Below are 22,640 nucleotides of genomic sequence, written 5' to 3'. Positions count from 1 at the left end.
AAAGCTTACCTGGGGATTAAACGCATGACGCTCAAGGTTGCCATCAACGGCTTTGGACGCATTGGTCGCAATGTGCTGCGGGCCATCATCGAGTCCGGGCGCACCGATATCGAAGTCGTCGCCATCAATGATCTCGGCCCGGTCGAGACCAATGCCCACCTGTTCCGCTTCGACAGCGTCCATGGCCGCTTCAACGGCACGGTGACGGTCGACGGCGACACGATCGATGTCGGCCGCGGCCCGATCAAGGTGACGGCGGTACGCAATCCGGCCGAATTGCCACACACGACGCTCGGCGTCGACGTGGCGCTGGAATGCACCGGCATCTTCACCGCGCGCGACAAGGCCGCCGCGCATCTGACCGCGGGCGCCAAGCGCGTGCTGGTTTCCGCCCCGGCGGAAGGCGCCGACCTGACGGTCGTCTTCGGCGTCAACCATGACAAGCTGACCAAGGATCACCTGGTCGTCTCCAACGCCTCCTGCACCACCAACTGCCTCGCGCCGGTGGCCAAGGTGCTGAACGATGCCGTCGGCATCGACCACGGCTTCATGACGACGATCCATTCCTATACGGGCGACCAGCCGACGCTGGACATCATGCACAAGGATCTCTACCGCGCCCGCGCTGCGGCGCTGTCGATGATCCCCACCACCACTGGCGCCGCCAAGGCCGTCGGCCTTGTGCTGCCCGAGCTTGCCGGCCGGCTGGACGGCACCTCGATCCGCGTGCCGACCCCGAACGTCTCGGTCGTCGACTTCAAGTTCGTCGCCAAGAAGAAGGTGACGAAGGAAGAGATCAACGAGGCGATCAAGGCCGCCGCCACCAGCGGTCCGCTCAAGGGCATCCTCGGCTTCACCGACCAGCCGAATGTCTCCACCGACTTCAACCACGACCCTCATTCCTCGATCTTCCATCTCGACCAGACCAAGGTGCTGGAAGGCAACTTCGTCCGGGTCCTGTCCTGGTACGACAATGAATGGGGCTTCTCGAACCGCATGTCCGACACGGCGGTGGCCCTCGGAAAGCTGATCTGAACATTCGGCCCGGCCGGGCCTCCCGCCAAGGAGGTCCGGCCGTTTCGCATCCAAGATCAACAATCCAAGGGAGAAGACCATGAGCGAGGCCTCCGCCTTTCGCACCCTCGACGACGCCGACGTCGCCAGCAAACGCGTTCTCGTGCGCGTCGATCTGAACGTGCCGGTCGATAATGGCCGCGTCACCGACGACACCCGCATCCAGGCCGTGCTGCCCACCATCCGCGAGATTTCCGACAAGGGCGGCAAGGTGATCCTGCTGGCCCATTTCGGCCGCCCCAAGGGCGAGGACCCGACGCTGTCGCTCGGCTTCATCGCGCAGGAAGTGGCGAGCCGGCTCGGAAAGCCCGTCGCCTTTGCCCCCGCCACCATCGGCCCGGTCGCCGAAGCGGCTGTCGCCAAGCTCCAGCCCGGCGACGTGCTGCTGCTGGAGAACACCCGTTTCGACAAGCGCGAAGAAAAGAACGACCCGGACTTCGTGGCGGCACTGGCCGGCCTTGGCGACCTCTATGTCAACGACGCCTTCGCCACCGCCCACCGCGCCCATGCCTCGACCGAGGGCCTCGCGCACAAGCTGCCGGCCTTTGCCGGGCGCTGCATGCAGGAGGAGATCGAAGCGCTGGCCAAGGCACTGGAGAAGCCCGAACGCCCGGTGCTTGCCGTCGTCGGCGGCGCAAAGGTGTCGTCGAAGCTGGACCTGCTCGGCAATCTCGTCGCCAAGGTCGATATTCTGGTGATCGGCGGCGGCATGGCCAACACCTTCCTCGCCGCGCAGGGCAAGGATGTGGGCAAGTCGCTGTGCGAGCACGATCTGGCCGGCACCGCGTTGGAAATCCTCGACAAGGCCAAGGCCGCCGGCTGCGAGATCGTCCTGCCGGTCGACGCGCTCGCCGCCACCGAGTTCAAGGCCAATGCACCGCACCGCGTCGCCTCGGTCGATGACATCAAGCCGGACGAGATGATGCTCGATGCCGGCCCGGCCTCGGTCGAAAACGTCGTCGCCCGACTGAAGGACGCCAGGACCATCGTCTGGAATGGCCCGTTCGGCGCCTTCGAGCTGCCGCCCTTCGACACCGCGACGGTGGCGGTCGCGCGGGCGGCGGCGGAACTCACGGACGCCGGCGGACTTCTGTCGGTAGCGGGCGGCGGCGACACGGTGGCAGCTCTCAACCATGCCGGGGTGGCGGACCGCTTCACCTATGTGTCGACGGCGGGCGGCGCCTTCCTCGAATGGCTTGAGGGCAAGCCCCTGCCGGGCGTCGAGGCCCTGAGACGTTGAACGACGCCCGGGCGGCACATCCTGTCATGCGGGATCGTGCCGCCCGGTGCTAGTATCCGACAGGTCCGGCCCCGCGTTCGATCCGGTCGCGGTGCCGGACGGTCAGTTTCGCGCGGGAGAGAGAGACATGACGGCAAGCCTCGAAGAGGTTGCGTACAAGCTTGCAGCGGGTGGCAAGGGCCTGCTGGCGGCGGATGAGAGCGCCAGCACCATCAAGAAGCGCTTCGATGCCATCGGCGTCGAATCCACTTTCGAGAATCGGCGCGATTATCGCGAGATGCTGTTCCGCTCCGAGGCGATGACGCAGTACATTTCCGGCGTTATCCTGTTCGATGAGACCATCCGCCAGAAGGCGCAGGACGGCACGCCTTTGGTGTCCCTCATCGAAGCCGCCGGCTCGATCCCCGGCATCAAGGTCGATCTTGGCGCCCAGCCGCAGCCGGGCTGCCCCGGCGAGACCATCACCGAGGGGCTCGACGGCCTCGCCGGCCGCTTCAAGGAATATTACGATCTCGGCGCCCGCTTCGCGAAGTGGCGTGCGGTGATCGATATCGGCCAGCATATCCCCAGCTACACCTCGATCCTCGCCAATGCGCAGGCGCTCGCCCGCTACGCGGCGTTGGCGCAGGCTGCCGGCATCGTGCCGATCGTCGAACCGGAAGTGCTGATGGATGGCGATCACGATATCGACCGCTGCTACGACGTGACCGAATGGGTGCTGAAGGAAGTGTTCCAGCAACTCTTCTATGGCCGCGTGAAGCTTGAAGGCATGGTGCTGAAGCCGAACATGGTCATCGCCGGTCGCAAGGCGCAGAAGCAGGCCTCGGTCGAGGAAGTGGCGGCCAAGACCGTGCGCTGCCTCAAGAACTGCGTGCCCTCGGCTGTCCCCAGCGTCGCCTTCCTCTCCGGCGGCCAGTCGGACGAAGAGGCCACCGCCCATCTCGACGCCATGATCCGCGGCGGCGGGCTACCCTGGAACCTCACCTTCTCCTATGGCCGCGCCCTCCAAGCCGCGCCGCAGAAGGCCTGGTCCGGCAAGCCGGAGAACATCGTCGCCGGCCAGGCGGCGTTCACGCACCGCTCGCGGATGAACTATCTCGCCGCGCTGGGCCAGTGGACGCCGGAGAGCGAACAGCAGAAGGCCGCCTGATCGGACGTTCTTCTCGTCACGACTAGACGCCGCCGCAGGGCGGCGTCTTTGTTTTGTCGGCTTATATTCGACAGATCAAATTTTCATCCCATCTTGACCTTGCGCAAGGTGCGGACGGCACGAGCCTCTAACCTTGCATAACGGCATGGGAGAGACGCGCGTGCGACACGATCTCAAGACGAGCCTTACCCTCGGCGGCTTCGGGGCCGATGGCCTCGCCCATCCCTCCGCCCGTGCCGGGGAGCCTTTGCCAAGCCCGGTCAAGCTCGACATCCGGCATGTCGGCTTCCGCTTCGGCACCAAGCCGGTGCTACACGACATTTCCTTCCCCATTCACGCCAATCGCGTGACGGCGCTGATAGGCCCTTCCGGCTGTGGCAAGTCCACGCTGTTACGGGTGCTGAACCGCATGGCCGACCTCTACGAGGACCAGCATGCAGAGGGACAGGTGCTGCTCGACGGGAAAGACATTCTCGGCCCCGATGTCGACGTGCTGACGCTGCGCCAGCGCGTCGGCATGGTCACGCAGAAGCCCTCGCCCTTTCCGATGTCGATCTATGACAATGTCGCGATCGGCATGCGCCTCAACGAGGAACTGACGAGGGTTCAGCTCGACCAGCGGGTGGAGGATGCTCTGCGCCGCGCGGCGCTGTGGGAGGAGGTTGGCGGCCTGCTCGACCATTCCGCCCTCAGCCTGTCCGGCGGCCAGCAACAGCGCCTGTGCCTCGCCCGCACCATGGCGGTGCGCCCGGAAGTGATCCTGCTCGACGAGCCGTGCTCGGCGCTCGACCCGATCTCCACCGCCAGGATCGAGGAGACGATGGAGGAGCTCAAGAGCGTGAGCACCCTCGTCATTGTCACCCACAATCTCCAGCAGGCGGCACGGATCGCCGATTACACGGCCTTTCTCTATCTCGGCGAGCTGGTCGAGTTCGGCACGACCAGCCAGTTGTTTTCAGCCCCAAGCGAGGAGCGGACCCTCAGCTACGTCTCGGGCCGGATGGGCTGAGCCACGCGGAGGGCTGCCTCGGCCTCCATAAAGCCGGCACGACGAACGCGCAGCACGCAAAAATCCCCGGCACGCGGCCGGGGATGATGTGTCGCTATACCTGATGAACCGTCCTGCTTCAGCGGCGCCCGCCGCCGAAACCGCCACCAAATCCGCCATGGAAGCCGCCGCCTCCACCGAACCCGCCGCCATAGCCGCCACCATAATGGTCGCCGCCGCCGAAACCGTCATAGCCGCCCGAGCGGGCGAAGCTGTCGGCGCGCTGGTCGCCATAGCCCTGATACTGGCGCTGCTGGTCGAGCCGACCGATCTGGTCGGCATCGGTGTTGGACTTCCAGCCGTCGATGGACTGGTGTTGCCAGCCATTATTGGCGTCGTACTGGTGAATCGAGCCGTCATGGTCGGTGTAGACGTTGCCATTGTTCCAGGCCACGCCATTGCCGGTCTTGGCATTGCCGGCGACGCCGCGGCTGTCGACGCTGACATGGCCGTCATTGTCCACCACGCCGGTCTCCGAGGCATGGCCGACGCCGGTGGTCGGGTTGTAGGCCGCCGATTCGCGGCCCGCCACGGCGTTGCCGGTATAGGCATTGCCCGCAACGCCGGCGCGCGCCTCGCCATGGGCGCCCGTGTAGGGGTTGAAGAAGGCGGCCGAGCGCCCGGCGGCATAATTGCCGGTCCAGGGGTTGAAGGCGGCACCGGAGCGGCCGGCAAAATCAGTGCCCCAGCCGGTCACGCCATGCACGGCGTTGGCGCCCCAGGCGGTGCCATAGGGGCCGACCCCCCAGGCGTGGTCCCAGGTCGCCGCGCCGCCCCAGGCGCCATAGATGTTGGTGCGGGCGATGTCGACGCCCGCCCAGGGACCACCCCAGGGGCCGGGCCGCCAATAGGGACCCCACCAGGGATACATGGCGCCCCAGCCAAAGGCCGCGTCGTAGCCGAAGCCAAAGCCATCGGTCCAGGCGAAGGCGGCGTCATAGCCATAAGTGGCGGGGCAGCCATACCAATAGGTGCCGATATAGCCGACGCAATTGTAGCCGGTGCCGTAGACCACGGTGCCACCCGGCTCGATCACCACGCCCATATAGCCGGGGGTGTAGCCCACCGTGACCACATCTGCCGTCGAGGCGTAGACGCGCACATAGGTGACGTAATGCAGCGGCGAGGACACCGGGATGGTGTAGATCGCGTCCGGCACCACGTCCGCGACCAGCCACGGGCCGGTCGGTGTCGCCGAGACGAACCAGGCCCCCTGGAACAGCGCATAATAGCGCGCCGGGTCAAGCTGGATCACCGGCGTGCGGGTGTTCACCGCCGAGGACAGGATGGTGCCCTTGATCGGTTCGAACTTCGGGGACCCGCCATCATATTTGATCGTAAGTTGTGTATCGCGCTTGATGGTGGCGGTCTGCGGCACGGTGGCGGCAATCGCCGCCTCCTTTGCCTGCGGCGTGCCGGGCACGGCGACCAGCGCATTCGCCGCCGGGTCGGTCGGCGAAATCTTGGCAAAGCCGGCGGGCAGGCTTGTGCCGGGCACGAAGCTCCATGGGCCATTGAAACCGGCAGCGCGGAACCAGCGGCCCGAGATCAGCACATAGTACTGGTTGCTGTCGGGATCGAGGATGATCGCGTGGTCGGCATTGCTCACGCGCAGCAGCGACGTGCCGCCCACCGGCGTCATCTGCGCCGCTCCGGCAGTGATGACGAGCTCGGCCGGGGCGGTGGAGACGATGATAGCTGGGGGCGTCGCCGGCTTCTGGCCATTGGCCGGCAGCATGGTTTGCGCCGGCTCCTCATAGGTCGCCGTGCTGCCGGCAGCTTCCAGCGCCGGGTCGGGCTGGGCGGTCACGGTCCAAGGCCCGGCGACGGCGGGCGCTTGGTACCAGGTGCCGGCGGCCTGCAGGTGATAGAGGCCGGCCCCGTCGACCAGCATCAGCGGCTGGGTATTGACGATTCGCTGGAAGCCCGGCACCCCGTCGACCGGTCGCGGCACCGGCTGGCCGGCCACAAGCACCAGCAGGGTCGGCGTTTGGGCGAAGACGATGCGCGGCGGGGTGTTCTCCACCGGCTGCGTCATCTCCTTGTCCAGCTGCTTGGTCGCGGCATAGCTGGTCATCAGATGATCAAGGGCAAAGGTCATGCCCTGCGGCGAAATACGCGACTGAAGCGCGTTCAGCAGCACGGCGTCCTGCGAAGAATCGGTCGGCACATCAACCGAGGTGATCCGGATATTGCTCAGCTGCGCCAGCTTGGACGGCTTGTCGATCGCCACCCGCGCGGTGAAGCGGGCGAGGCCATAGGTCGGGCCCGCCGCAGGCGCGCCGGAAGCGGCGAGGTCCGGCTTCGGTCCGATGGCGACAGCGGCACGGCCGGAAATCTGGTCGCCGTTCCACTGCTCGATCATCGGCTGATAGACCTGCAGCAGCTTGTCGCCGAGGTCGAAGCTGCGCGGCCAGGCCAGCGCTGGCGGAAGGGCGGAAGCCGGGCCGGCCGTGGCGGCGGCCGCCGGAGCGGCCGGCTGCTGCGCGAGAGCCGGTGTAACGCTTATGGCGAGAACCGCCGCAAGTGCGGCGATGGGATGAGGATGACGGCGCATATTTCCCCCAACGGGCAGCAACAATCCGGCGACAGGCCGGGCAACCCCACCCAGCCAACCAATATCACCGCCATTGTGCGCCGATAAGACTGGTCTGGGCCTGACGCGAAATGACGGGAGGAGAGAACGCCGTTAAAATGTTACCGCATTAAGGCAGAGGGAGGCCCTCCCTCCTTCCAGGCACATCACTGGACCGCCGAGGGGCGCGCGCGCTAGACAGACTGGCGCGCGTGCCGTGCTTTCGCCGCCATCCTGCACGATGGCTTCCCCATGGCTCGTCACAAGACTGTTCCCTGATGGCTCGTTCCTCCTCCCGCTCCGATTCCACGCCGGCCCGACCGGCGCCCCGCCTCTATGTGCTCGTGCCGTCCCTCGCCGATCCGGCCGGCATCGCGGCGCAGGCCGAGGCGCTGCGCCAGGCGGCGCAGGAGGTCGACATCGCGGCCGTGCTGCTGCGCCCGCTTGATGGCGCAGCGGCACAGGCCATGGGGCCCCTTCTCGATGCCTGCCACGCCATCGGCGCGGCCGGGCTTCTTGAGGGCAACGCCGCACTCGTTGCCACTCTTGGCGCCGACGGCGCGCATTTCGACGACGCGGCGGCACTGAAAAATGCATCCCCGACGCTGCGTCCCAACGGCATCGCCGGCGCCGGAGGGCTGCGCACCAAGCACGACGCCATGACGGCGGCGGAGAACGGTGCCGATTATGTGATGTTCGGCGAGCCCGACGCCGAGGGCCGCCGCCCGCCGTTCGAGGCGACGCTGGAGCGCACCGAATGGTGGGCGCAGCTGTTTGAGCCGCCCTGCGTCGGCTATGCCCGCACACTTGACGAAGTCGTGGCGCTCGTCGCCGTCGGTGTCGATTTCGTGGCCGTGGACACGCTGGTTTTCGAGGCGCCCCGCGACGGTGCCCGGGCTCTGGCCGAGCGGCTGGCCGCCATCGGGGACGCTTCCTGATGCGGCCGCCGCGCGCGCCCGGCCGATATATGGCCCTCCCGGCCGGCACGCTGCTGGCGTGCCTGGCATGGGCCGCAACGGCGAGCGCGGCACAGGGGCAGTCCTCGACCGAGACGGCGCCCGCCGCAGCGATGCGCGCCGCACCCAATCCTGCCGGCCCCCGGCTGGGCATGCCGAGCACCCAGGCCCCGCTGGGCCTAGACCCCGACCCGGCCTTCACCGCCTATCAGCGCGGCCGGTACGGCACGGCCCTCGATCTCGCCGTCAGCCGGGCCAATGCGCAGGGCGACGCCGTCTCCATGGTTCTCGCGGCGGAGCTGCTCTCCCAGGGCTATGGTGTGCGCCAGGACCCGACGGCAGCGCGCAAATGGTACGAGGCGGCGGCAGCGAAGGGAAATCCCGACGCGCTTTTCACCCTTGGCGCCATTCTCATGGCCTCCCCCTCGGCCTCCAACAAGGATCAGGCGGTCGATTTCTTCCGCCGTGCCGCCGAAGGCGGCAGCGCGCGCGCCGCCTATAATCTCGGGCTCGTCTATCTCCAGGGCCAGGTGGCGCCGAAGGAGCCGGCCATCGCCGCCGAATGGTTCAAGCGCGGGGCCGAGAGCGACCAGCCGGATGCCCTCTACGCGCTGGCGACACTCTACCGCGACGGCAATGGCGTGCCGCGCGACCCTGTCGAGTCCGCCCGGCTGCTTCAGCGAGCCAGTGAGGTCGGCAACGACGTTGCCACCACCGAACTCGCCATCGTGGTCTTCAATGGCACGGGCGTGCCGAAGGACGAGGAGCGCGCCGCCGCGCTTTTCCGCAAGGCGGCGCTGCAGGGAAACACCATCGCGCAGAACCGCTATGCCCGCATCCTCTCCGCCGGGCGCGGCGCTCCCAAGGACGTGATCGCCGCCGCCGCCTGGCACCTTGCCGCCAAGGCGCAGAAGCTGGACGATCCGATGCTCGACAAGCTGGTCGCCTCGCTGACGCCCGAACAGCGGGCTCAGGCGCAGGCCCTCGTCAAGCCGTGGTCGCCCGCCCCGGCCTATTAGCCGTGCGTGGCGGTTTTGATAGCGACCCGATTACAGGGACGGGCGCCCTGTTTCCACGCCGACGCCAGCGCAGCGTGGGGAGTTCCCGCCTTGCTCATGCCGCCGGGCACCGTTACTCATCGTGACGCTTCGCCGTCGGGAGCCGGCGGCGCGGCGTTCAAGGCAGCCTTCTGGGGATTTCGTTTGCTCATTGCTCGTCCAGTGCCGTCGCGGGGAACACCGCGTCTTCCCTCCCGCCGGCCGGCTGTCGCCCGGGCGTTCGCGGTGGCGGCGGCGCTGCTGTTCGCGATGCTCGCGCTGGGCGTACCGGGCGCCCGCGCGCTGGAGGCCGTGGCGATCCGGCTCGATGCCCCGGTCGTCGACCTCGCCCCCGCCATTGAGCGCCGCACCAGCGACACGGACCGCATCCAGGTTTCCACCGTGCCGGGTGCCGACGGCATCGTCCGCCGCATCGAGGTGCGCTCGGTGGCGACGGGACCGAATGGCAGCAAATGGGCCGTCTTCGCCCTCGCCAACAACACCGACGAACAGGTCGACCGACTGATCGTCGCCCCGCATTACCGCATGGTGGGTTCCGGCGTGTTCTGGCCGGACCTCGGCAATCGCCGTATCCTCAACGTGACGACGAGCCAGGGCTTCCGACCGGAGCTGCAGAACGCACCCGATGCCGATGTGTTCTTTCTCACCCTCGACCCCGGCACGACGGTGACGCTGGTGGCCGAGCTCGGCGATGGCGGCCTGCCGCAGCTCTATCTGTGGGAGCCGGAGGCCTATAAGGACAAGGTCAACAGCTTCACGCTCTATAACGGCATCGTCATCGGCATTGCCGGCCTGCTTGCCCTCTTCCTCACCATCCTGTTCGTGGTGAAGGGCAGCGCCATGTTCCCGGCGGCGGCGGCGCTGGCCTGGGCGGTGCTGGGCTATATCGGCCTCGATTTCGGCTTCTGGTCAAAAGTGTTCGGCATCTCGCCGCTGGCGCAGCAATTCTGGCGCGCGGCGGGCGAGGCGATCCTTGCCGCGACGCTGGTGGTTTTCCTGTTCGCCTATCTCAACCTCAATCGCTGGCATGTGCGCTACGCCCATGTCACCGCCGGCTGGCTGGTGTTCCTCGCCGCCATTGTCGGGCTTGCGCTTCTCGACCCTTCCGCCGCGGCCGGCATTGCCCGGCCCTCGCTGCTGGTCGTCTCCTTCATGGGCTTCGGCGTGGTGGTATGGCTCGCGCTGCACCGCTACGACCGGGCAGTGCTCATCATCCCGACGCTCTTCCTGCTGGTGGTGTGGGTGATTACCGCCGGCATGGCGGTGTCAGGCCGCATCGGCAACGATCTCGTCGCCCCGGCGCTGCTCGGCGGCCTCGTGCTGATCGTGATGCTGATCGGCTTCACCGTGATGCAGCACGCCTTCGCCGGTATCGGCTCGGTCGCCGGCAGTGCGCAGGAGCTCGAACGTCGGGCGCTGGCGGTGGCGGGCTCGGGCGATATCGTCTGGGACTGGGACGTCGATACCGACCGCATCCATGTCAGCCCCGAAGCCGAGCACATGCTGGGCCTCAAGCAGGGCACGCTGGAGACCGAGGCCGCCGGCTGGCTCGACATCATCCATCCCGGCGACCGCGACCGTTTCCGCGCCACGCTGGACGGACTGCTGGACCAGCGGCGCGGGCGCATCGACCAGGATTTCCGCCTGCGCGCGCATGACGGCCATTATCTCTGGTTCAACCTGCGCGCCCGTCCGGTGGTCGGCACCGATGGCGAGGTGGTGCGCTGCATCGGCACGCTTTCCGACGTCACCGACAGCCGCACCGCCGAGGAGCGCATGCTCCACGACGCCGTGCATGACAACCTGACCGGCCTGCCCAATCGCGAACTGTTCCTCGACCGCGTCTCCGGCGCCGCCGGCCTGGCCCGCAGCGACGACCAGATCCGCCCGACGGTGATGCTGATCGACCTCGACCGCTTCAAGCAGGTGAATGCCTCTCTGGGCATGCCGGCGGGCGATTCCATCCTGCTCACCGTCGCCCGCCGCCTGATGCGCCTCGTGAAGCAGCAGGACACGCTTGCGCGTCTGGGCAGCGACCATTTTGCCCTAATCCTGCTGTCCGAGCGCGACCCCGAGCGCATCACCGCCTTCGCCGACACGCTGCGCCGCACGCTGCGCGCGCCCATCACCTTCGGCGACCGGGAAATCTTCATCACCGCCTCCATCGGCCTGCTGCTCGCCGACGGCCAGAAGCGCACCCCGATGGAGACGCTGAAGGACGCAGAGCTGGCGATGTACTTCGCCAAGCGCGTCGGTGGCGACCGGATCGAAGTGTTCCGACCCAACATGCGCACGCAGAAGCTCGACCGGCTGACGATGGAGCAGGACCTGCGCCAGGCGCTGCAACGCGGCGAGATCAACGTTCTCTACCAGCCCATCGTCGACCTCGCGACGCGCCGGATTGCTGGCTTCGAAATGGTGATGCGCTGGCAGCACCCCACGATGGGGGCCCTGGCCGCCGACGACTTCCTCGGCCTTGCCGAAGAATCGGGGCTGATCGTCGATCTCGGGCTTTTCGTGCTCGACAGCGCTGCACGCCAGCTCGGCGTGTGGCAGCGGACCCTGCGTGGCGAGCCGATCTTCGTCTCGGTCAACATCTCCTCGCGCCAGATGCTGCGCCACGACATGCTGCAGGATCTCAAGGCGGTGCTCGCCCGCAATGTCGTCGCCCCGGGCACGCTGAAGCTGGAGCTCTCCGAATCGCTGGCGATGGAGAATCCGGAATACACGGCGCAGATCCTGCTGCGTATGCGCGAGCTCGACGCCGGCCTGACGCTGGAAGATTTCGGCTCCGGCTATTCGGCGCTCGCCTATCTCCAGCGCTTTCCCTTCGACAGCATCAAGGTCGACCGCACCTTCACCAAGGCGCTGGGCCGCAGCGGCAACAAGGCGCAGCGCCCCGTCATCCTGCGCACCATCGTCAACATGGCGCAGGATCTCGGCATGGACATCATCGCCGAGGGTGTCGAAACCGAGCAGGTCGCCGCCGCGCTGGGCAAGCTGGGCTGCCGCTATGGCCAGGGCCGCTTCTTCGGCGAGGCGCTGACCACCGACGAGGCCCGCAAGCGCCTGCAGCCCGAGCAGCCGCCCACCTCCCTGCTCGAACGCGGGCGCCAGCTGTCGCGCGGCGCCCGTGCAGGTACCGGCTCGGCCACCACCCCTCTGGCCGCCGCACGCCCTGCCAGCGCCGCAGAAGCCGCGCAGCATGCCGCCGCTCAGCCTGCCGCTGCTGCGGCCCCACAGGCGGCCGCCCGCCCGGCAGCCTCATCCTCCGCCACGCCGGCATCCGCACCGACCACGCAAGCCTGAAACTGAAGGTAAGCGTCACGCCCACCCGGCCGTGTGCGGGCTCAGGCGTGGCCCGCCTCGCTGGAGAGCATGCGGGGGTCGATGCCGATCTTGCGCAGGGCCAGATCGTATTTCTCGCCGGCCTCGGCCTCGAACACCAGCGTCGGATCGGCCGGGCAATGCAGCCAGCCATTCTGCTGGATTTCGTTTTCGAGCTGCCCCGGCGCCCAGCCGGCATAGCCCAGCGCCAGCATCGCGCTGGCCGGCCCGCTGCCGGTCGCCATCGCCCGGAGAATGTCGAGCGTCGCCGTCAGGCAGATCCCGTCATCGATCGGCAGGGTCGAATCCTGGATGAAGAAATCGGCCGTGTGCAGCACGAAGCCGCGCCCGGTTTCCACCGGCCCCCCGCGCAGCACCTTCACCCCGCCGGCGCTGCGCGGCAGATGAATGCGCTCCTCTTGCGGAATGACGTCCAGCTGGACCAGCAGATCGGGAAAATTCACGTGGCTGGCCGGCTGGTTGACCACGATGCCCATCGCCCCTTCCGGCGAGTGCGCACACAGATAGATCACCGCGCGGGCGAAACGCTCGTCCCGCATGCCCGGCATGGCGACCAGCATCTGTCCGTCAAGGAAAGTCCCGCCGGCAGGGGCGTCGGGACTTCGGGGGCGCTCGCGTCCGATCCACATGAGGGGAAGCCTAATCCCCGCCGGGGCATTTTCAAGCCCGGCGACTCATGTCGACCGGCCGACCGTCGCGGCCTCACACGAAAGTGCGCCCCGCGCGACTTCCCCATCCCGAGTGGAGAGGCTATCGCCAAGGCCATGCTGTCCCGTCTGCGTCACTTCACTCTGTGCTCGCTCGCGCTCGTGCCCCTCGCGGGCTCGGCCCTCGCGGGCGACATGTCCGCCTGGTCGGCCCCGGAGGGTACCGCCGCGCGCCTCGTCGCGGGCGGGAGCCAGGACGGCGCGCTGATGGGCGGCGTCGAAATCCGTCTGCCCCCGGGGCTGAAGACCTATTGGCGCTATCCCGGCGACAGTGGAGTGCCGCCGCATTTCGACTGGAGCGGTTCGCGCAATGTCGAGGCCGTCGAGGTGCTGTGGCCGGCACCGTCGCGGTTCGATGATGGCGGCTCCTTCTCCATCGGCTATAAGCACGACGTCGTCCTGCCGCTGCGCATCACGCCGAAGGACCGCACGCAGCCGGTCGAGCTGAAGCTGAACCTTGATTTCGCCGTCTGCGGCAAGATCTGCCAACCGGCCAATGCCGCGCTCGATCTGGCCCTGCAGCCCGGCGACACCGGCGCCCCCTCCGCCGCCCTGGCGCAGGCGCTGGCGAGCGTTCCGCGCTCGGCGGTGCTGGGCGCGCAGGGCCTCGGCGCCAAGGGCGAGCCCGGCATCGCTACCGCCGAGCTGCACCATGCCTCCGGGGGCACCTCCATCCGCATCGTGACCCATGTTGACCACGCCGCCACGGCCGATCTGTTCGTGGAGGGGCCGGACGAGGACTGGGCGCTGCCGCTGCCGGCGCGCGAGACCGGGGTCGACGGACGGACCGTTTTCGTGCTGCCGGTCGATGGGGTTCCCAAGGGCGCGGACGTCACCACCGCCCGCCTGCGCTTCACCCTCGTCGATGGCGAGCGCGCGATCGAGGTGGACACCCCCCTTTCCGCCCGTTGAACGCGCTTCCCGTCGGGAAGGAAACCGCTATGGTACCGGCCGACCGGACCCGCCGGTCGCGGCGGGCGCCGGTCTGCACGGTCCCTCGGCGGGTTCCGTCCCCACATTTTCCGCCGTAAGAAAGGAAACACCCATGACGATCAAGGTCGGCGACCAGCTCCCCAGCGTCACATTCCGCGTGGCCACGGAGGACGGCCCGGTGCCGAAGTCCACCGATGAGCTCTTCAAGAACAAGAAGGTCGTGCTGTTCGCCGTTCCCGGCGCCTTCACGCCCACCTGCCACAAGAACCACCTGCCGAGCTTCATCGCCCGCGCCGAGGAAATCCTCGCCAAGGGCGTCAGCACCATTGCGGTGACGGCGGTGAACGATCCCTTCGTCATGGCGGCCTGGGAAAAGGCGTCCAATGCCAATGGCAAGATCGTCTTCCTCTCGGACGGCAATGCCGAGTTCGCCAAGGCGGTCGGCCTCGATTTCGATGCCTCGGGGGCCGGCCTCGGCCTGCGCTCCAAGCGCTATTCCATGCTGGTCGACGATGGCGAGGTGATGATCCTCAATGTCGAGGACGTGCCGAGCAAGGCCGACAAGACCAACGCCGACGTGCTGCTCACCCAGTTCTGAACATAGAGCCGCGGATTCCCGGCCGGGGCCAGCCCCGCGCCGGGATTTCCCGCGGGCAACCAGCCCCCTTCCCGCCGCTCAGGCGATGATGTCGGGGCAGATCTGATCCTCGATATAGCCTATGCGGTCGCGCAGCTGCAGCTTGCGCTTCTTGAAACGGGCAAGCTGCAGCTGGTCGCTGCCCGGCATATCCTGCAGTGCCTGGATCGCGATATCCAGATCACGGTGCTCCTGCCGCAAGCGCTCGAGGTGAGCCAGGAGCTCGCGTTCCTCATCCGCCGTCATCTGTGTCAAACGCCCGACCCGAAAACCGACTCATCCCCGGCACGGCCGGGGTCCGGACAGAGTATCGCCGCCCTCGCCGCCGGCCGCAACAGCGGGGCAGCCGGCCCCTCCCATTACCACGCTGCAGTGCAGCACATCCTTTGATCGACAGCCCGCGCCTCTCGTGACAGACTGATGACGTTCGCTTCGGAAGACAGGGAGATACTGTCCATGACCATGCAGTCGCATGTTGCCGAGTTGGAACGTCGCCACCAGGCACTCGAGAAGCAGTTGCGAGAAGAGATTACCCGCCCTGCGACGGACGACACCCGCATTGCCGATCTCAAACGGCGAAAACTGATCCTCAAGGACGAGATCGCCCGCTGCAAGGGCGGAACGCTGCACTGAAGCCAGTGCGGTCAGTCTGCGACACGCTGATCGGACGAGCCTTTGTCTCTCATCGAGTTTGAGGGCTGTTTGGCGAACCGATCAAGGCGATCGAACAGTCCGCTGTGGCTGTGCCAGCCTGAATTCACGACCTTCCAGTGATTGGACGCAAGACCCGGCCGCCGGCATTCTGCCGGCGGTTCGTTTTCGTGCGTGCGGACGCAGGGGCCGGGACAAACCCGACGAAGGGCGTAAGCATTTCAGCGTCTTGCCATACCGTCGCGAAAGGCGAAATCTCGGGGCAATAAAAAGCTATCCGACAAGAATGTTCCTGAGGGAGACGCCCGCGATGCCCGGTCCCGCCAGCCGCTACCCCGACATGCACGCACGTTCCATTCGCGACTCCGAGGGTTTCTGGCGCGACGCCGCCGGCGCCATCGACTGGACGTCGGAAGGCGAGCGCACCTTTGATGCCTCGCAGGGCATCTATGGCCGCTGGTTTCCCGGCTGGACAACCAATGTCTGCCACAATGCGGTGGATCGGCACGTCGACAGCGGCCGCGGCGCGCAGCCGGCGATGTTCTATGACAGCCCCGTCGCCGGCGCCAAGCGCACCGTTACCTATGCCGAGCTGAAGGACGAGGTGAGCCTGCTCGCCGGCGTGCTGCGCGAGCTCGGCGTCGACAAGGGCGACCGCGTCGTCATCTACATGCCGATGATCCCGGAAGCCGTGTTCGCCATGCTGGCCTGCGCCCGTATCGGGGCGGTGCATTCGGTGGTGTTCGGCGGCTTCGCCGCCGCCGAGCTCGCCAGCCGCATCGAGGACGCCCAGCCCAAGGTCGTGCTCTCCGCCTCCTGCGGCATCGAGCCCTCGCGGGTCGTCCACTACAAGCCGCTGCTGGACCTCGCCTTGACCATGGCGAAGCACAAGCCGGACGCCTGCCTCATCTTCCAGCGCCCGCAAATCGAGGCCCGGCTTGTTGCCGACCGGGACCATGACTGGGCGGCCCGGCGCGAGCAGGCCCGCGCGGCCGGCACGCGGGCGGACTGCGTGCCGGTGGAGGCCACCGATCCGCTCTACATCCTCTATACCTCGGGCACGACCGGAAAGCCCAAGGGTGTGGTGCGCGACAGCGGCGGCTATATGGTGGCGCTCCGCTGGTCGATGGAAGGCCTCTATGACGTACGCCCGGGAGAGGTCTACTGGTCGGCCTCCGACATTGGCTGGGTGGTGGGTCATTCCTACATCGTCTACGCCCCGCTGCTCGCTGGCTGCACCACCGTCCTTTACGAGGGCAAGCCCGTGGGCACGCCGGATGCCGGCGCCTTCTGGCGGGTGATCGAAGAATACCGGGTGGCGGTGCTGTTCACCGCCCCCACCGCCCTGCGCGCCATCAAGAAGGAAGACCCGGAAGGGCGGCTGATGGGCGATTATGACCGCTCCAGCCTGCGTACCCTTTTCCTCGCCGGGGAGCGGGCCGACCCCGACACGGTGGAATGGGCCAAAGCCCGGCTGGGCGTGCCGGTGGTGGATCACTGGTGGCAGACAGAGACCGGATGGGCCATTGCCGGCAACCCGGTCGGCCTCGGCGCCCTGCCGATCCGCGTCGGCTCCACGGGTGTGCCGATGCCGGGCTATCAGGTCGACATTCTCGACGAGGGCGGCCACCCCGTGGGCCCCGACCGCATGGGCTCCATCGCCATCAAGCTGCCGCTGCCGCCCGGCTGCCTGCCGACGCTGTGGCGGCAGGACGAGCGCTTTCGCGAGAGCTACCTCGTCGATTTCCCCGGCTACTACAAGACGGCGGATGCCGGCTTCACCGATGCCAATGGCCAACTCTTCATCATGGGCCGCACCGACGACATCATCAATGTCGCCGGCCACCGGCTCTCCACCGGCGGCATGGAGGAAGTGCTGGCCGCCCATGCCGATGTCGCGGAATGCGCGGTCATCGGCATTCATGACGAGCTGAAGGGCGAGGTGCCGTGCGGCTTCGTGGTGCTGAAGGCGGGAGTCTTCCGCTCGCCGGCCGATATCGAGGCGGAGATCGTGGCGCTGGTGCGCGAGCGCATCGGCCCGGTGGCAGCCTTCCGCCTCGCCATCACCGTCAACCGCCTGCCCAAGACGCGCTCCGGCAAGATTCTGCGCGGCACGATGAAGAAGATCGCCGATGCCGAGCCGTGGAACATGCCGGCCACCATCGACGACCCGGCCGCGCTCGATGAGATCGCCCTCGCCCTAGGCGCGCGCGGCTTCGCCAAGGTGACGGCCGCATAGGCGCCCCTCACGAAAAAAGCCCGGGGCGCATCGCCCCGGGCTCTGATCGTTCAGGCCGCGCGCCGCAGGGCCGGGCTTATTCCTCGTCGTCGACCTCGCTCTTGCGCGAACCACCCAGCTTGGCGAACACGGTCTCCAGGTCGATCGGCTCCTCGCGCGGCTTGCGGCTCGGCACGAAGGGCTCCGGCCCGTCGCCGATCGAGACGTCGACCGGCAGCAGCGTCGCCTCGTGCTCGCCGGACGGCGCCGCCGAGGCGGGGCGGTCCTTAGAGGAGCGCTGCACTTCGATATCGAGGTCGATCTGCGAGCACAGGCCCAGCGTCACCGGGTCCATCGGCGTCAGATGCGCCGCGTTCCAGTGGGTGCGCTCCTTGATCGACTCGATGGTCGTCTTGGTGGTGCCCACCAGCCGCATGATCTGGCTGTCCTTCAGCTCCGGATGGTTGCGCAGCAGCCAGAGAATCGCGTTCGGACGATCCTGGCGCTTGGAAACCGGGGTGTAGCGCGGGCCGCGGCGGCGCTTGGGCTCGGGCAGGCGCACCTTCGATTCCAGCAGCTTCAGGCGGTAATTGGGGTTCTTCTCGGCGCGCTCGATTTCCTCGCGGGCCAGCTGGCTGGTGGTCATCGGGTCGCTGCCCTTGATGCCCTGCGCGACCTCGCCATCGGCGATGCCCTTCACCTCAAGCACGTGCAGCTTACAAAAGTCCGCGATCTGGTCGAAGGTCAGCGCGGTATTCTCGACCAGCCACACGGCGGTGGCCTTCGGCATGAGGGGGGCGTTCGCCATGGGACGCAGCTCCATCCAGTGAGGCGCCGGGCTGGCGATGAAACCGAGCCGGCGTGCAGATTTGAGGTCTTTCGGCCGCGCAAACTTCTCCCCGCGCCCCACCACCCTGCGGGGCGGAGCCTCGGACCGTCTCGCGATGACCGGGATGCGAAGAATATAGGCTTCCGCGCGCCTTCCTGCAAATCCTAAGACGAGGGTCGGTGTGGCCGCGCCGCAGGGCGGCTGATAGCGTCCGCCGACCCGAATCGAGGAGAAACCAATGAAGCCCATTCGACTTCTGGCGACAGCCCTGCTGATCGGATTCACCGCCGGCGCCCAGCCCAGCTTCGCGCAAGAGAGCCCCGCGCCGCAGAGCGCGCCAATGCCCGGCACCGAGGATGTCGCCGGCATTACCGGCGGCAGCTACACCGTCGACCCGGATCACACCCAGATCGTCTGGACCGTCGACCACATGGGAATCACCCCACTCGCCGGCATGTTCGGCGCCTCCAGCGGGACGCTGGTTCTCGACCCGACAAAACCCGAGGAGGCGAAGCTGGAGATCACCGTTCCTATCTCCGGCCTGCGCGTTACTTCGGAAGGCTTCGCCACGCATCTGGCGAGCCCGGAACTTTTCGACGCGGCGAAATTCCCTACCGCCAGCTTCAAATCCACCCGGGTGACGGTTGAAGGCACCGACGCCACCATTGAGGGCGAACTGACGATCCATGGCGTGACCAAGCCGGTGACGCTGGACACCAGCTTCTTCGGCGCCGGCATCAACCCGATGACCAAGGCCGAGAATATCGGCTTCACCGCCACCGCCGAAATCCGCCGCAGCGATTTCGGCCTGGGTTTCGGTGCGCCGGTCATTTCCGACGAGGTGGCCCTCGACATTGTCGGCGCCTTCATCAAGCAGCCCTGATCCGGCCACGCTTGACAGCGCGGGCCCCGGCACCCATGACGATGGCGAGGCCCCGCTGGACCCTGCGATGACCCCCGAAACATCTGCCCGGAAGCCCGAGCTTCGCGTTCTTCTCTGCGCCCCGCGCGGCTTCTGTGCCGGCGTGGTGCGCGCTATCGACGCGGTGGAGCGGGCGTTGGAGATGTATGGCCCGCCGGTCTATGTGCGCCATGAGATCGTGCACAATAAATACGTCGTGGAAGGGCTGAAGGCGAAGGGCGCGGTGTTCGTCGAGGAACTCCACGAAATTCCGGCCGGCACCACCGCCCCCGTCATCTTCTCCGCCCATGGCGTCGCCCGCTCGGTGCCGGAGGACGCGGCCCGGCGAAACTTCTTCGCCATCGACGCCACCTGCCCTCTGGTGACCAAGGTGCACCGCGAGGCGACCGTGCATCACAAGCGCGGGCGCGAAGTCGTGCTCATCGGCCACGCCGGTCATCCCGAGGTGATCGGCACGATGGGCCAGTTGCCCGAGGGCGCCGTCTCGCTGGTCGAGACCGCCGAGCAGGCGCGGCTCTTCCAGCCCCGCGACCCCGGCAATCTCGCCTTCACCACCCAGACCACCCTCTCCATCGACGACACCGCCGAAATCGTCGCGATCCTCCGGCAGCGCTTCCCCTCCATGGTGGCGCCGCACAAGGAGGACATCTGCTACGCCACCACCAACCGGCAGGAAGCAGTCAAGCGCGTCGCCCCTGAGGTGGACGCGATGATCGTGGTCGGCGCGCCGAACTCTTCCAATTCCCAGCGGCTGCGCGAGGCCGCCGAGCGCGAGGGCTGCCGCCACGCCGTGCTGGTGCAGCGCGCGAGCGAGATCGACTGGAATGTCTTCGGCGCCATCGCCTCGCTGGGTGTCAGCGCCGGTGCCTCCGCCCCGGAAATCCTCGTCGAGGAAATCCTCGACGCCTTCGCCGCGCGCTACACGCTGAAGGTGGAGACGGTGCATACCGCCCATGAGGACGTGTTCTTCCCGCTGCCCCGGCAGCTCCGTTCCGATGCTGCCGAATAGGCTCGACCCCACCCCATGGCCGTTTACACCGATGTCTCCCCGGAAGAGCTCGAAGCCTTCCTCGCCACCTATGATCTCGGCCGCCTGCGTGCCTTCAAGGGCATCGCCGAGGGCGTCGAGAACTCCAACTACCTGCTGCAGACCGAGGCCGGCAGCTTCATCCTGACGCTCTATGAGAAGCGGGTGAACCCCGCTGACCTGCCCTTCTTCGTCGGGCTGATGGAGCATCTGGCGACGCGCGGCATCGATTGCCCGCAACCGGTGCGCAACCGCGAGGGCGTGGCGCTCGGCACGCTGGCCGGGCGGCCGGCGCTAATCGCCACCTTCCTTCTCGGCACCTCGGTACGCCGCCCCACCGCCGCCAACTGCGCCGCGCTCGGCGCCGCGCTGGCCGGGCTGCACAAGGCGGGGGCTGACTTCACCGCGCTGCGCCGCGCCAATGCGCTCTCCGTCGCCGGCTGGCGCCCGCTCTATGAGCAGGCGGGCGAGCGGGCGGATACGGTGGCACCGGGTCTGTCGGCGCTCATCGCGGACGAGCTGTCCGTGCTGGAGGCGCGCTGGCCGACGGATCTGCCGGCCGGCGTCATCCATGCCGATCTGTTCCCGGACAATGTGTTCTTCACCGACGGCCGGCTGTCCGGCCTGATCGACTTCTATTTCGGCTGCAACGACCTGTTGGCCTATGACGTCGCCATCTGCCTCAACGCCTGGTGCTTCGAGCCGGATGGCGCCTTCAACCAGACCAAGGGTCGCGCCTTGCTCGCCGCCTATCAGGGCGAGCGGCCGCTCGGCGCCGACGAAATTGCGGCGCTGCCGCTGCTCGCGCGCGGGGCGGCGCTGCGCTTCCTGCTCACCCGGCTGGTCGACTGGCTCAACGTGCCGCCCGGCGCGCTGGTACGCCCGCACGACCCGTTGGAATATTTGCGCAAGCTGCGCTTCCACCGCTCGGTGACGAGCCCGCGCGACTACGGCATCATTGAAGGCGTGAGCCCGTGAAGACAGCCCCCGGAACCGCCCGCGTCTTCGCCGACGATGCCAGGACGGAGACGCCCAGCGATGCGCCGAAAGGCATCGTCGCGATCTGGACCGACGGCGCCTGCTCGGGCAATCCCGGCCCCGGCGGCTGGGGCGCGATCCTGCGCTATGCCGGCTCGGCGAAGGAGCTCTCCGGCGGCGAATCCCCCACCACCAATAACCGGATGGAGCTGATGGCGGCGATCTCCGCGCTGGAGGCGCTGAAGCGCCCCTGCACGGTCGATCTGCACACCGACAGCGAATATATGCGCAACGGCATCACCAAATGGATCGCCGGCTGGAAGCGCAATGGTTGGCGCACCGCCGACAAGAAGCCGGTGAAGAATGTCGACCTGTGGGAGCGGTTGGAGGCGGCCATCGCCCGCCATGAGATTCGCTGGCACTGGGTCAAGGGCCATGCCGGCGACGAGATGAATGAGCGTGCGGATGAGCTCGCCCGGGCCGGCATGGCACCCTACAAGGCGTCACGGGGCGCCTTCTGAAACAGGGGTGGGGAACCATGGCGGACAGCATCAAGGCGTCCTGGGGGGCGGCTATGGGAGCGCCTGCCCTGCTCCTGCGGGCTGAGGGGCTGGCCGTCTTCGCCGTCGCGCTAGTCGCCTATGCGACGCTCGGCGCCAGCTGGTGGCTGTTCGCCGCGCTGATTCTGGCGCCGGACCTGTCCATGCTCGGCTATCTCGCGGGGCCGCGCCCCGGCGCCTTTTTCTATAACGCGGCACACACTTACGTCGCCCCGGCCCTGCTCGGCGGCCTCGCCTATGGGTTCAGTGCGCCGCTTGCCGGCGCGATCGCCCTTATCTGGACGGCACATATCGGGCTCGACCGGCTACTGGGCTATGGCCTGAAATATGCTGCGGGTTTTGCCTACACACACCTTGGTCGTGTTGGCCGAAACTGAGGAAGGCCGCGCGGGAAGTGGGCGCGCGGATTGACAAGGCCCCCTCCCCTCCGCTATCAGCCGGGCCTCAATTTCTGCTGGCGGATCGAGACGCGGCCATGGGGCGCCGTCTCATACGCAGGCGCCGTCGATCCGAAGGTTAGTGTCATGAAGATCCGCAACTCGCTCAAGTCGCTGCTCGGCCGTCACCGCGACAACCGTCTGGTGCGCCGCAAGGGCCGCGTCTACATCATCAACAAGACCCAGAAGCGCTTCAAGGCCCGCCAGGGCTGATCGCAGGCTGCTGAGCCTTCCGGCAGTCAACCGCGTTCACGATTTCGCGGCCGGCTTGCCGGCAATATTGCTCAAGGGC

21 protein-coding genes are annotated in these 22,640 nt (G+C 67.5%); 17 read left to right on the top strand and 4 right to left on the bottom strand.

The genetic code is table 11. From position 1 onward, the window contains the following. Positions 1-24: 24 nt before the first annotated feature. The 4 genes from gap to pstB all read left to right on the top strand — a co-directional run bounded on the left by gap (position 25) and on the right by pstB (position 4,473). Entirely contained in the window at positions 25-1,035 is a 1,011-nt protein-coding gene (gap, locus tag J2S76_RS14530; RefSeq protein ID WP_307061340.1) for a type I glyceraldehyde-3-phosphate dehydrogenase, read from the top strand. 79 nt (positions 1,036-1,114) lie between these two features. Further along, the gene (locus J2S76_RS14525) at positions 1,115-2,314 is read left to right on the top strand and encodes a phosphoglycerate kinase (RefSeq protein WP_307061338.1); all 1,200 of its coding nucleotides are present in this window, start codon (positions 1,115-1,117) and stop codon (positions 2,312-2,314) included. 127 nt (positions 2,315-2,441) lie between these two features. After that, positions 2,442-3,464 (top strand): class I fructose-bisphosphate aldolase, encoded by a 1,023-nt coding sequence (locus tag J2S76_RS14520; protein WP_307061336.1) that lies wholly within the window; start codon positions 2,442-2,444, stop codon positions 3,462-3,464. Positions 3,465-3,735: 271 nt separating this feature from the next. After that, complete coding sequence (gene pstB / locus J2S76_RS14515) at positions 3,736-4,473, top strand: phosphate ABC transporter ATP-binding protein PstB (protein ID WP_370874759.1); 738 nt, start codon at positions 3,736-3,738, stop codon at positions 4,471-4,473. A 118-nt stretch (positions 4,474-4,591) separates the two neighbouring features. Here pstB and J2S76_RS14510 read toward each other — a convergent pair whose 3' ends face one another. Further along, entirely contained in the window at positions 4,592-7,069 is a 2,478-nt protein-coding gene (locus J2S76_RS14510; RefSeq protein WP_307061334.1) for a carbohydrate-binding family V/XII, read from the bottom strand. Between the two features lie 296 nt (positions 7,070-7,365). Here J2S76_RS14510 and J2S76_RS14505 point away from each other — a divergent pair, with 296 nt between their 5' ends. From J2S76_RS14505 to J2S76_RS14495, 3 genes are all read left to right on the top strand, one after another. Beyond that, positions 7,366-8,025: a thiamine phosphate synthase gene (locus tag J2S76_RS14505; protein ID WP_307061332.1), complete on the top strand. Its 660-nt coding sequence runs from the start codon at positions 7,366-7,368 to the stop codon at positions 8,023-8,025. 29 nt (positions 8,026-8,054) lie between these two features. Next, a complete protein-coding gene (locus J2S76_RS14500) occupies positions 8,055-9,062 on the top strand; it encodes a tetratricopeptide repeat protein (protein WP_307061330.1) in 1,008 nt (335 codons plus the stop codon). A 288-nt stretch (positions 9,063-9,350) separates the two neighbouring features. Then, entirely contained in the window at positions 9,351-12,410 is a 3,060-nt protein-coding gene (locus J2S76_RS14495; protein WP_307061570.1) for an EAL domain-containing protein, read from the top strand. Positions 12,411-12,451: 41 nt separating this feature from the next. On the opposite strand, the gene J2S76_RS14490 is transcribed toward J2S76_RS14495, so the two are convergent. Next, complete coding sequence (locus J2S76_RS14490; protein ID WP_307061328.1) at positions 12,452-13,078, bottom strand: YqgE/AlgH family protein; 627 nt, start codon at positions 13,076-13,078, stop codon at positions 12,452-12,454. A gap of 135 nt (positions 13,079-13,213) precedes the next feature. Between J2S76_RS14490 and J2S76_RS14485 the strand changes: the two genes are divergently transcribed. Then, complete coding sequence (locus tag J2S76_RS14485) at positions 13,214-14,068, top strand: protein-disulfide reductase DsbD domain-containing protein (RefSeq protein ID WP_307061326.1); 855 nt, start codon at positions 13,214-13,216, stop codon at positions 14,066-14,068. Between the two features lie 133 nt (positions 14,069-14,201). Then, positions 14,202-14,687, top strand: a complete 486-nt coding sequence (locus tag J2S76_RS14480) for a peroxiredoxin (protein WP_307061324.1) — start codon at positions 14,202-14,204, stop codon at positions 14,685-14,687. A gap of 78 nt (positions 14,688-14,765) precedes the next feature. Here J2S76_RS14480 and J2S76_RS14475 read toward each other — a convergent pair whose 3' ends face one another. After that, entirely contained in the window at positions 14,766-14,972 is a 207-nt protein-coding gene (locus J2S76_RS14475; RefSeq protein WP_307061322.1) for a YdcH family protein, read from the bottom strand. A gap of 210 nt (positions 14,973-15,182) precedes the next feature. Between J2S76_RS14475 and J2S76_RS14470 the strand changes: the two genes are divergently transcribed. Together J2S76_RS14470 and J2S76_RS14465 are read left to right on the top strand one after the other, a co-directional pair. Then, the gene (locus tag J2S76_RS14470) at positions 15,183-15,359 is read left to right on the top strand and encodes a YdcH family protein (RefSeq protein ID WP_307061320.1); all 177 of its coding nucleotides are present in this window, start codon (positions 15,183-15,185) and stop codon (positions 15,357-15,359) included. Positions 15,360-15,687: 328 nt separating this feature from the next. Beyond that, on the top strand, positions 15,688-17,616 hold the full coding sequence (locus J2S76_RS14465) for a propionyl-CoA synthetase (protein WP_307061318.1): 1,929 nt from the start codon (positions 15,688-15,690) through the stop codon (positions 17,614-17,616). A 76-nt stretch (positions 17,617-17,692) separates the two neighbouring features. Here the strand turns inward: J2S76_RS14465 and J2S76_RS14460 are convergent, their stop codons facing one another. Beyond that, positions 17,693-18,403 carry a DUF1013 domain-containing protein gene (locus J2S76_RS14460; protein ID WP_307061316.1) on the bottom strand — a complete coding sequence of 237 codons (711 nt, stop codon included), beginning with the start codon at positions 18,401-18,403 and terminating at the stop codon, positions 17,693-17,695. 259 nt (positions 18,404-18,662) lie between these two features. Here J2S76_RS14460 and J2S76_RS14455 point away from each other — a divergent pair, with 259 nt between their 5' ends. The 6 genes from J2S76_RS14455 to ykgO all read left to right on the top strand — a co-directional run bounded on the left by J2S76_RS14455 (position 18,663) and on the right by ykgO (position 22,561). Further along, positions 18,663-19,307 (top strand): YceI family protein, encoded by a 645-nt coding sequence (locus tag J2S76_RS14455; protein ID WP_307061314.1) that lies wholly within the window; start codon positions 18,663-18,665, stop codon positions 19,305-19,307. Positions 19,308-19,374: 67 nt separating this feature from the next. Continuing rightward, a complete protein-coding gene (ispH, locus tag J2S76_RS14450; RefSeq protein ID WP_307061312.1) occupies positions 19,375-20,355 on the top strand; it encodes a 4-hydroxy-3-methylbut-2-enyl diphosphate reductase in 981 nt (326 codons plus the stop codon). A gap of 15 nt (positions 20,356-20,370) precedes the next feature. Beyond that, complete coding sequence (locus J2S76_RS14445; RefSeq protein ID WP_307061310.1) at positions 20,371-21,351, top strand: homoserine kinase; 981 nt, start codon at positions 20,371-20,373, stop codon at positions 21,349-21,351. Then, on the top strand, positions 21,348-21,872 hold the full coding sequence (rnhA, locus tag J2S76_RS14440; protein WP_307061308.1) for a ribonuclease HI: 525 nt from the start codon (positions 21,348-21,350) through the stop codon (positions 21,870-21,872). The genes J2S76_RS14445 and rnhA overlap by 4 nt, the downstream gene beginning before the upstream one ends. A gap of 17 nt (positions 21,873-21,889) precedes the next feature. Continuing rightward, positions 21,890-22,288 (top strand): DUF4260 domain-containing protein, encoded by a 399-nt coding sequence (locus tag J2S76_RS14435; protein ID WP_307061306.1) that lies wholly within the window; start codon positions 21,890-21,892, stop codon positions 22,286-22,288. A 147-nt stretch (positions 22,289-22,435) separates the two neighbouring features. Continuing rightward, on the top strand, positions 22,436-22,561 hold the full coding sequence (ykgO, locus tag J2S76_RS14430) for a type B 50S ribosomal protein L36 (protein WP_013167868.1): 126 nt from the start codon (positions 22,436-22,438) through the stop codon (positions 22,559-22,561). Positions 22,562-22,640 lie beyond the last annotated feature (79 nt).

Origin of the sequence: Ancylobacter vacuolatus (genome assembly GCF_030813595.1) — a bacterium.
Lineage (GTDB): Bacteria > Pseudomonadota > Alphaproteobacteria > Rhizobiales > Xanthobacteraceae > Ancylobacter > Ancylobacter vacuolatus.
This window is presented reverse-complemented; position numbering and strand designations above follow the sequence as displayed.

Bases quoted from the DNA above. Each gene is read 5' to 3' on its own strand.
- gap (WP_307061340.1), top strand. From the start codon at position 25: ATGACGCTCAAGGTTGCCATCAACGGCTTTGGACGCATTGGTCGCAAT.
- J2S76_RS14525 (WP_307061338.1), top strand. From the start codon at position 1,115: ATGAGCGAGGCCTCCGCCTTTCGCACCCTCGACGACGCCGACGTCGCC.
- J2S76_RS14520 (WP_307061336.1), top strand. From the start codon at position 2,442: ATGACGGCAAGCCTCGAAGAGGTTGCGTACAAGCTTGCAGCGGGTGGC.
- J2S76_RS14510 (WP_307061334.1), bottom strand. From the start codon at position 7,069: ATGCGCCGTCATCCTCATCCCATCGCCGCACTTGCGGCGGTTCTCGCC.
- J2S76_RS14505 (WP_307061332.1), top strand. From the start codon at position 7,366: ATGGCTCGTTCCTCCTCCCGCTCCGATTCCACGCCGGCCCGACCGGCG.
- J2S76_RS14500 (WP_307061330.1), top strand. From the start codon at position 8,055: ATGGCCCTCCCGGCCGGCACGCTGCTGGCGTGCCTGGCATGGGCCGCA.
- J2S76_RS14495 (WP_307061570.1), top strand. From the start codon at position 9,351: ATGCTCGCGCTGGGCGTACCGGGCGCCCGCGCGCTGGAGGCCGTGGCG.
- J2S76_RS14490 (WP_307061328.1), bottom strand. From the start codon at position 13,078: ATGTGGATCGGACGCGAGCGCCCCCGAAGTCCCGACGCCCCTGCCGGC.
- J2S76_RS14485 (WP_307061326.1), top strand. From the start codon at position 13,214: ATGCTGTCCCGTCTGCGTCACTTCACTCTGTGCTCGCTCGCGCTCGTG.
- J2S76_RS14480 (WP_307061324.1), top strand. From the start codon at position 14,202: ATGACGATCAAGGTCGGCGACCAGCTCCCCAGCGTCACATTCCGCGTG.
- J2S76_RS14475 (WP_307061322.1), bottom strand. From the start codon at position 14,972: ATGACGGCGGATGAGGAACGCGAGCTCCTGGCTCACCTCGAGCGCTTG.
- J2S76_RS14470 (WP_307061320.1), top strand. From the start codon at position 15,183: ATGACCATGCAGTCGCATGTTGCCGAGTTGGAACGTCGCCACCAGGCA.
- J2S76_RS14465 (WP_307061318.1), top strand. From the start codon at position 15,688: ATGCCCGGTCCCGCCAGCCGCTACCCCGACATGCACGCACGTTCCATT.
- J2S76_RS14460 (WP_307061316.1), bottom strand. From the start codon at position 18,403: ATGGCGAACGCCCCCCTCATGCCGAAGGCCACCGCCGTGTGGCTGGTC.
- J2S76_RS14455 (WP_307061314.1), top strand. From the start codon at position 18,663: ATGAAGCCCATTCGACTTCTGGCGACAGCCCTGCTGATCGGATTCACC.
- ispH (WP_307061312.1), top strand. From the start codon at position 19,375: ATGACCCCCGAAACATCTGCCCGGAAGCCCGAGCTTCGCGTTCTTCTC.
- J2S76_RS14445 (WP_307061310.1), top strand. From the start codon at position 20,371: ATGGCCGTTTACACCGATGTCTCCCCGGAAGAGCTCGAAGCCTTCCTC.
- J2S76_RS14435 (WP_307061306.1), top strand. From the start codon at position 21,890: ATGGCGGACAGCATCAAGGCGTCCTGGGGGGCGGCTATGGGAGCGCCT.
- ykgO (WP_013167868.1), top strand. From the start codon at position 22,436: ATGAAGATCCGCAACTCGCTCAAGTCGCTGCTCGGCCGTCACCGCGAC.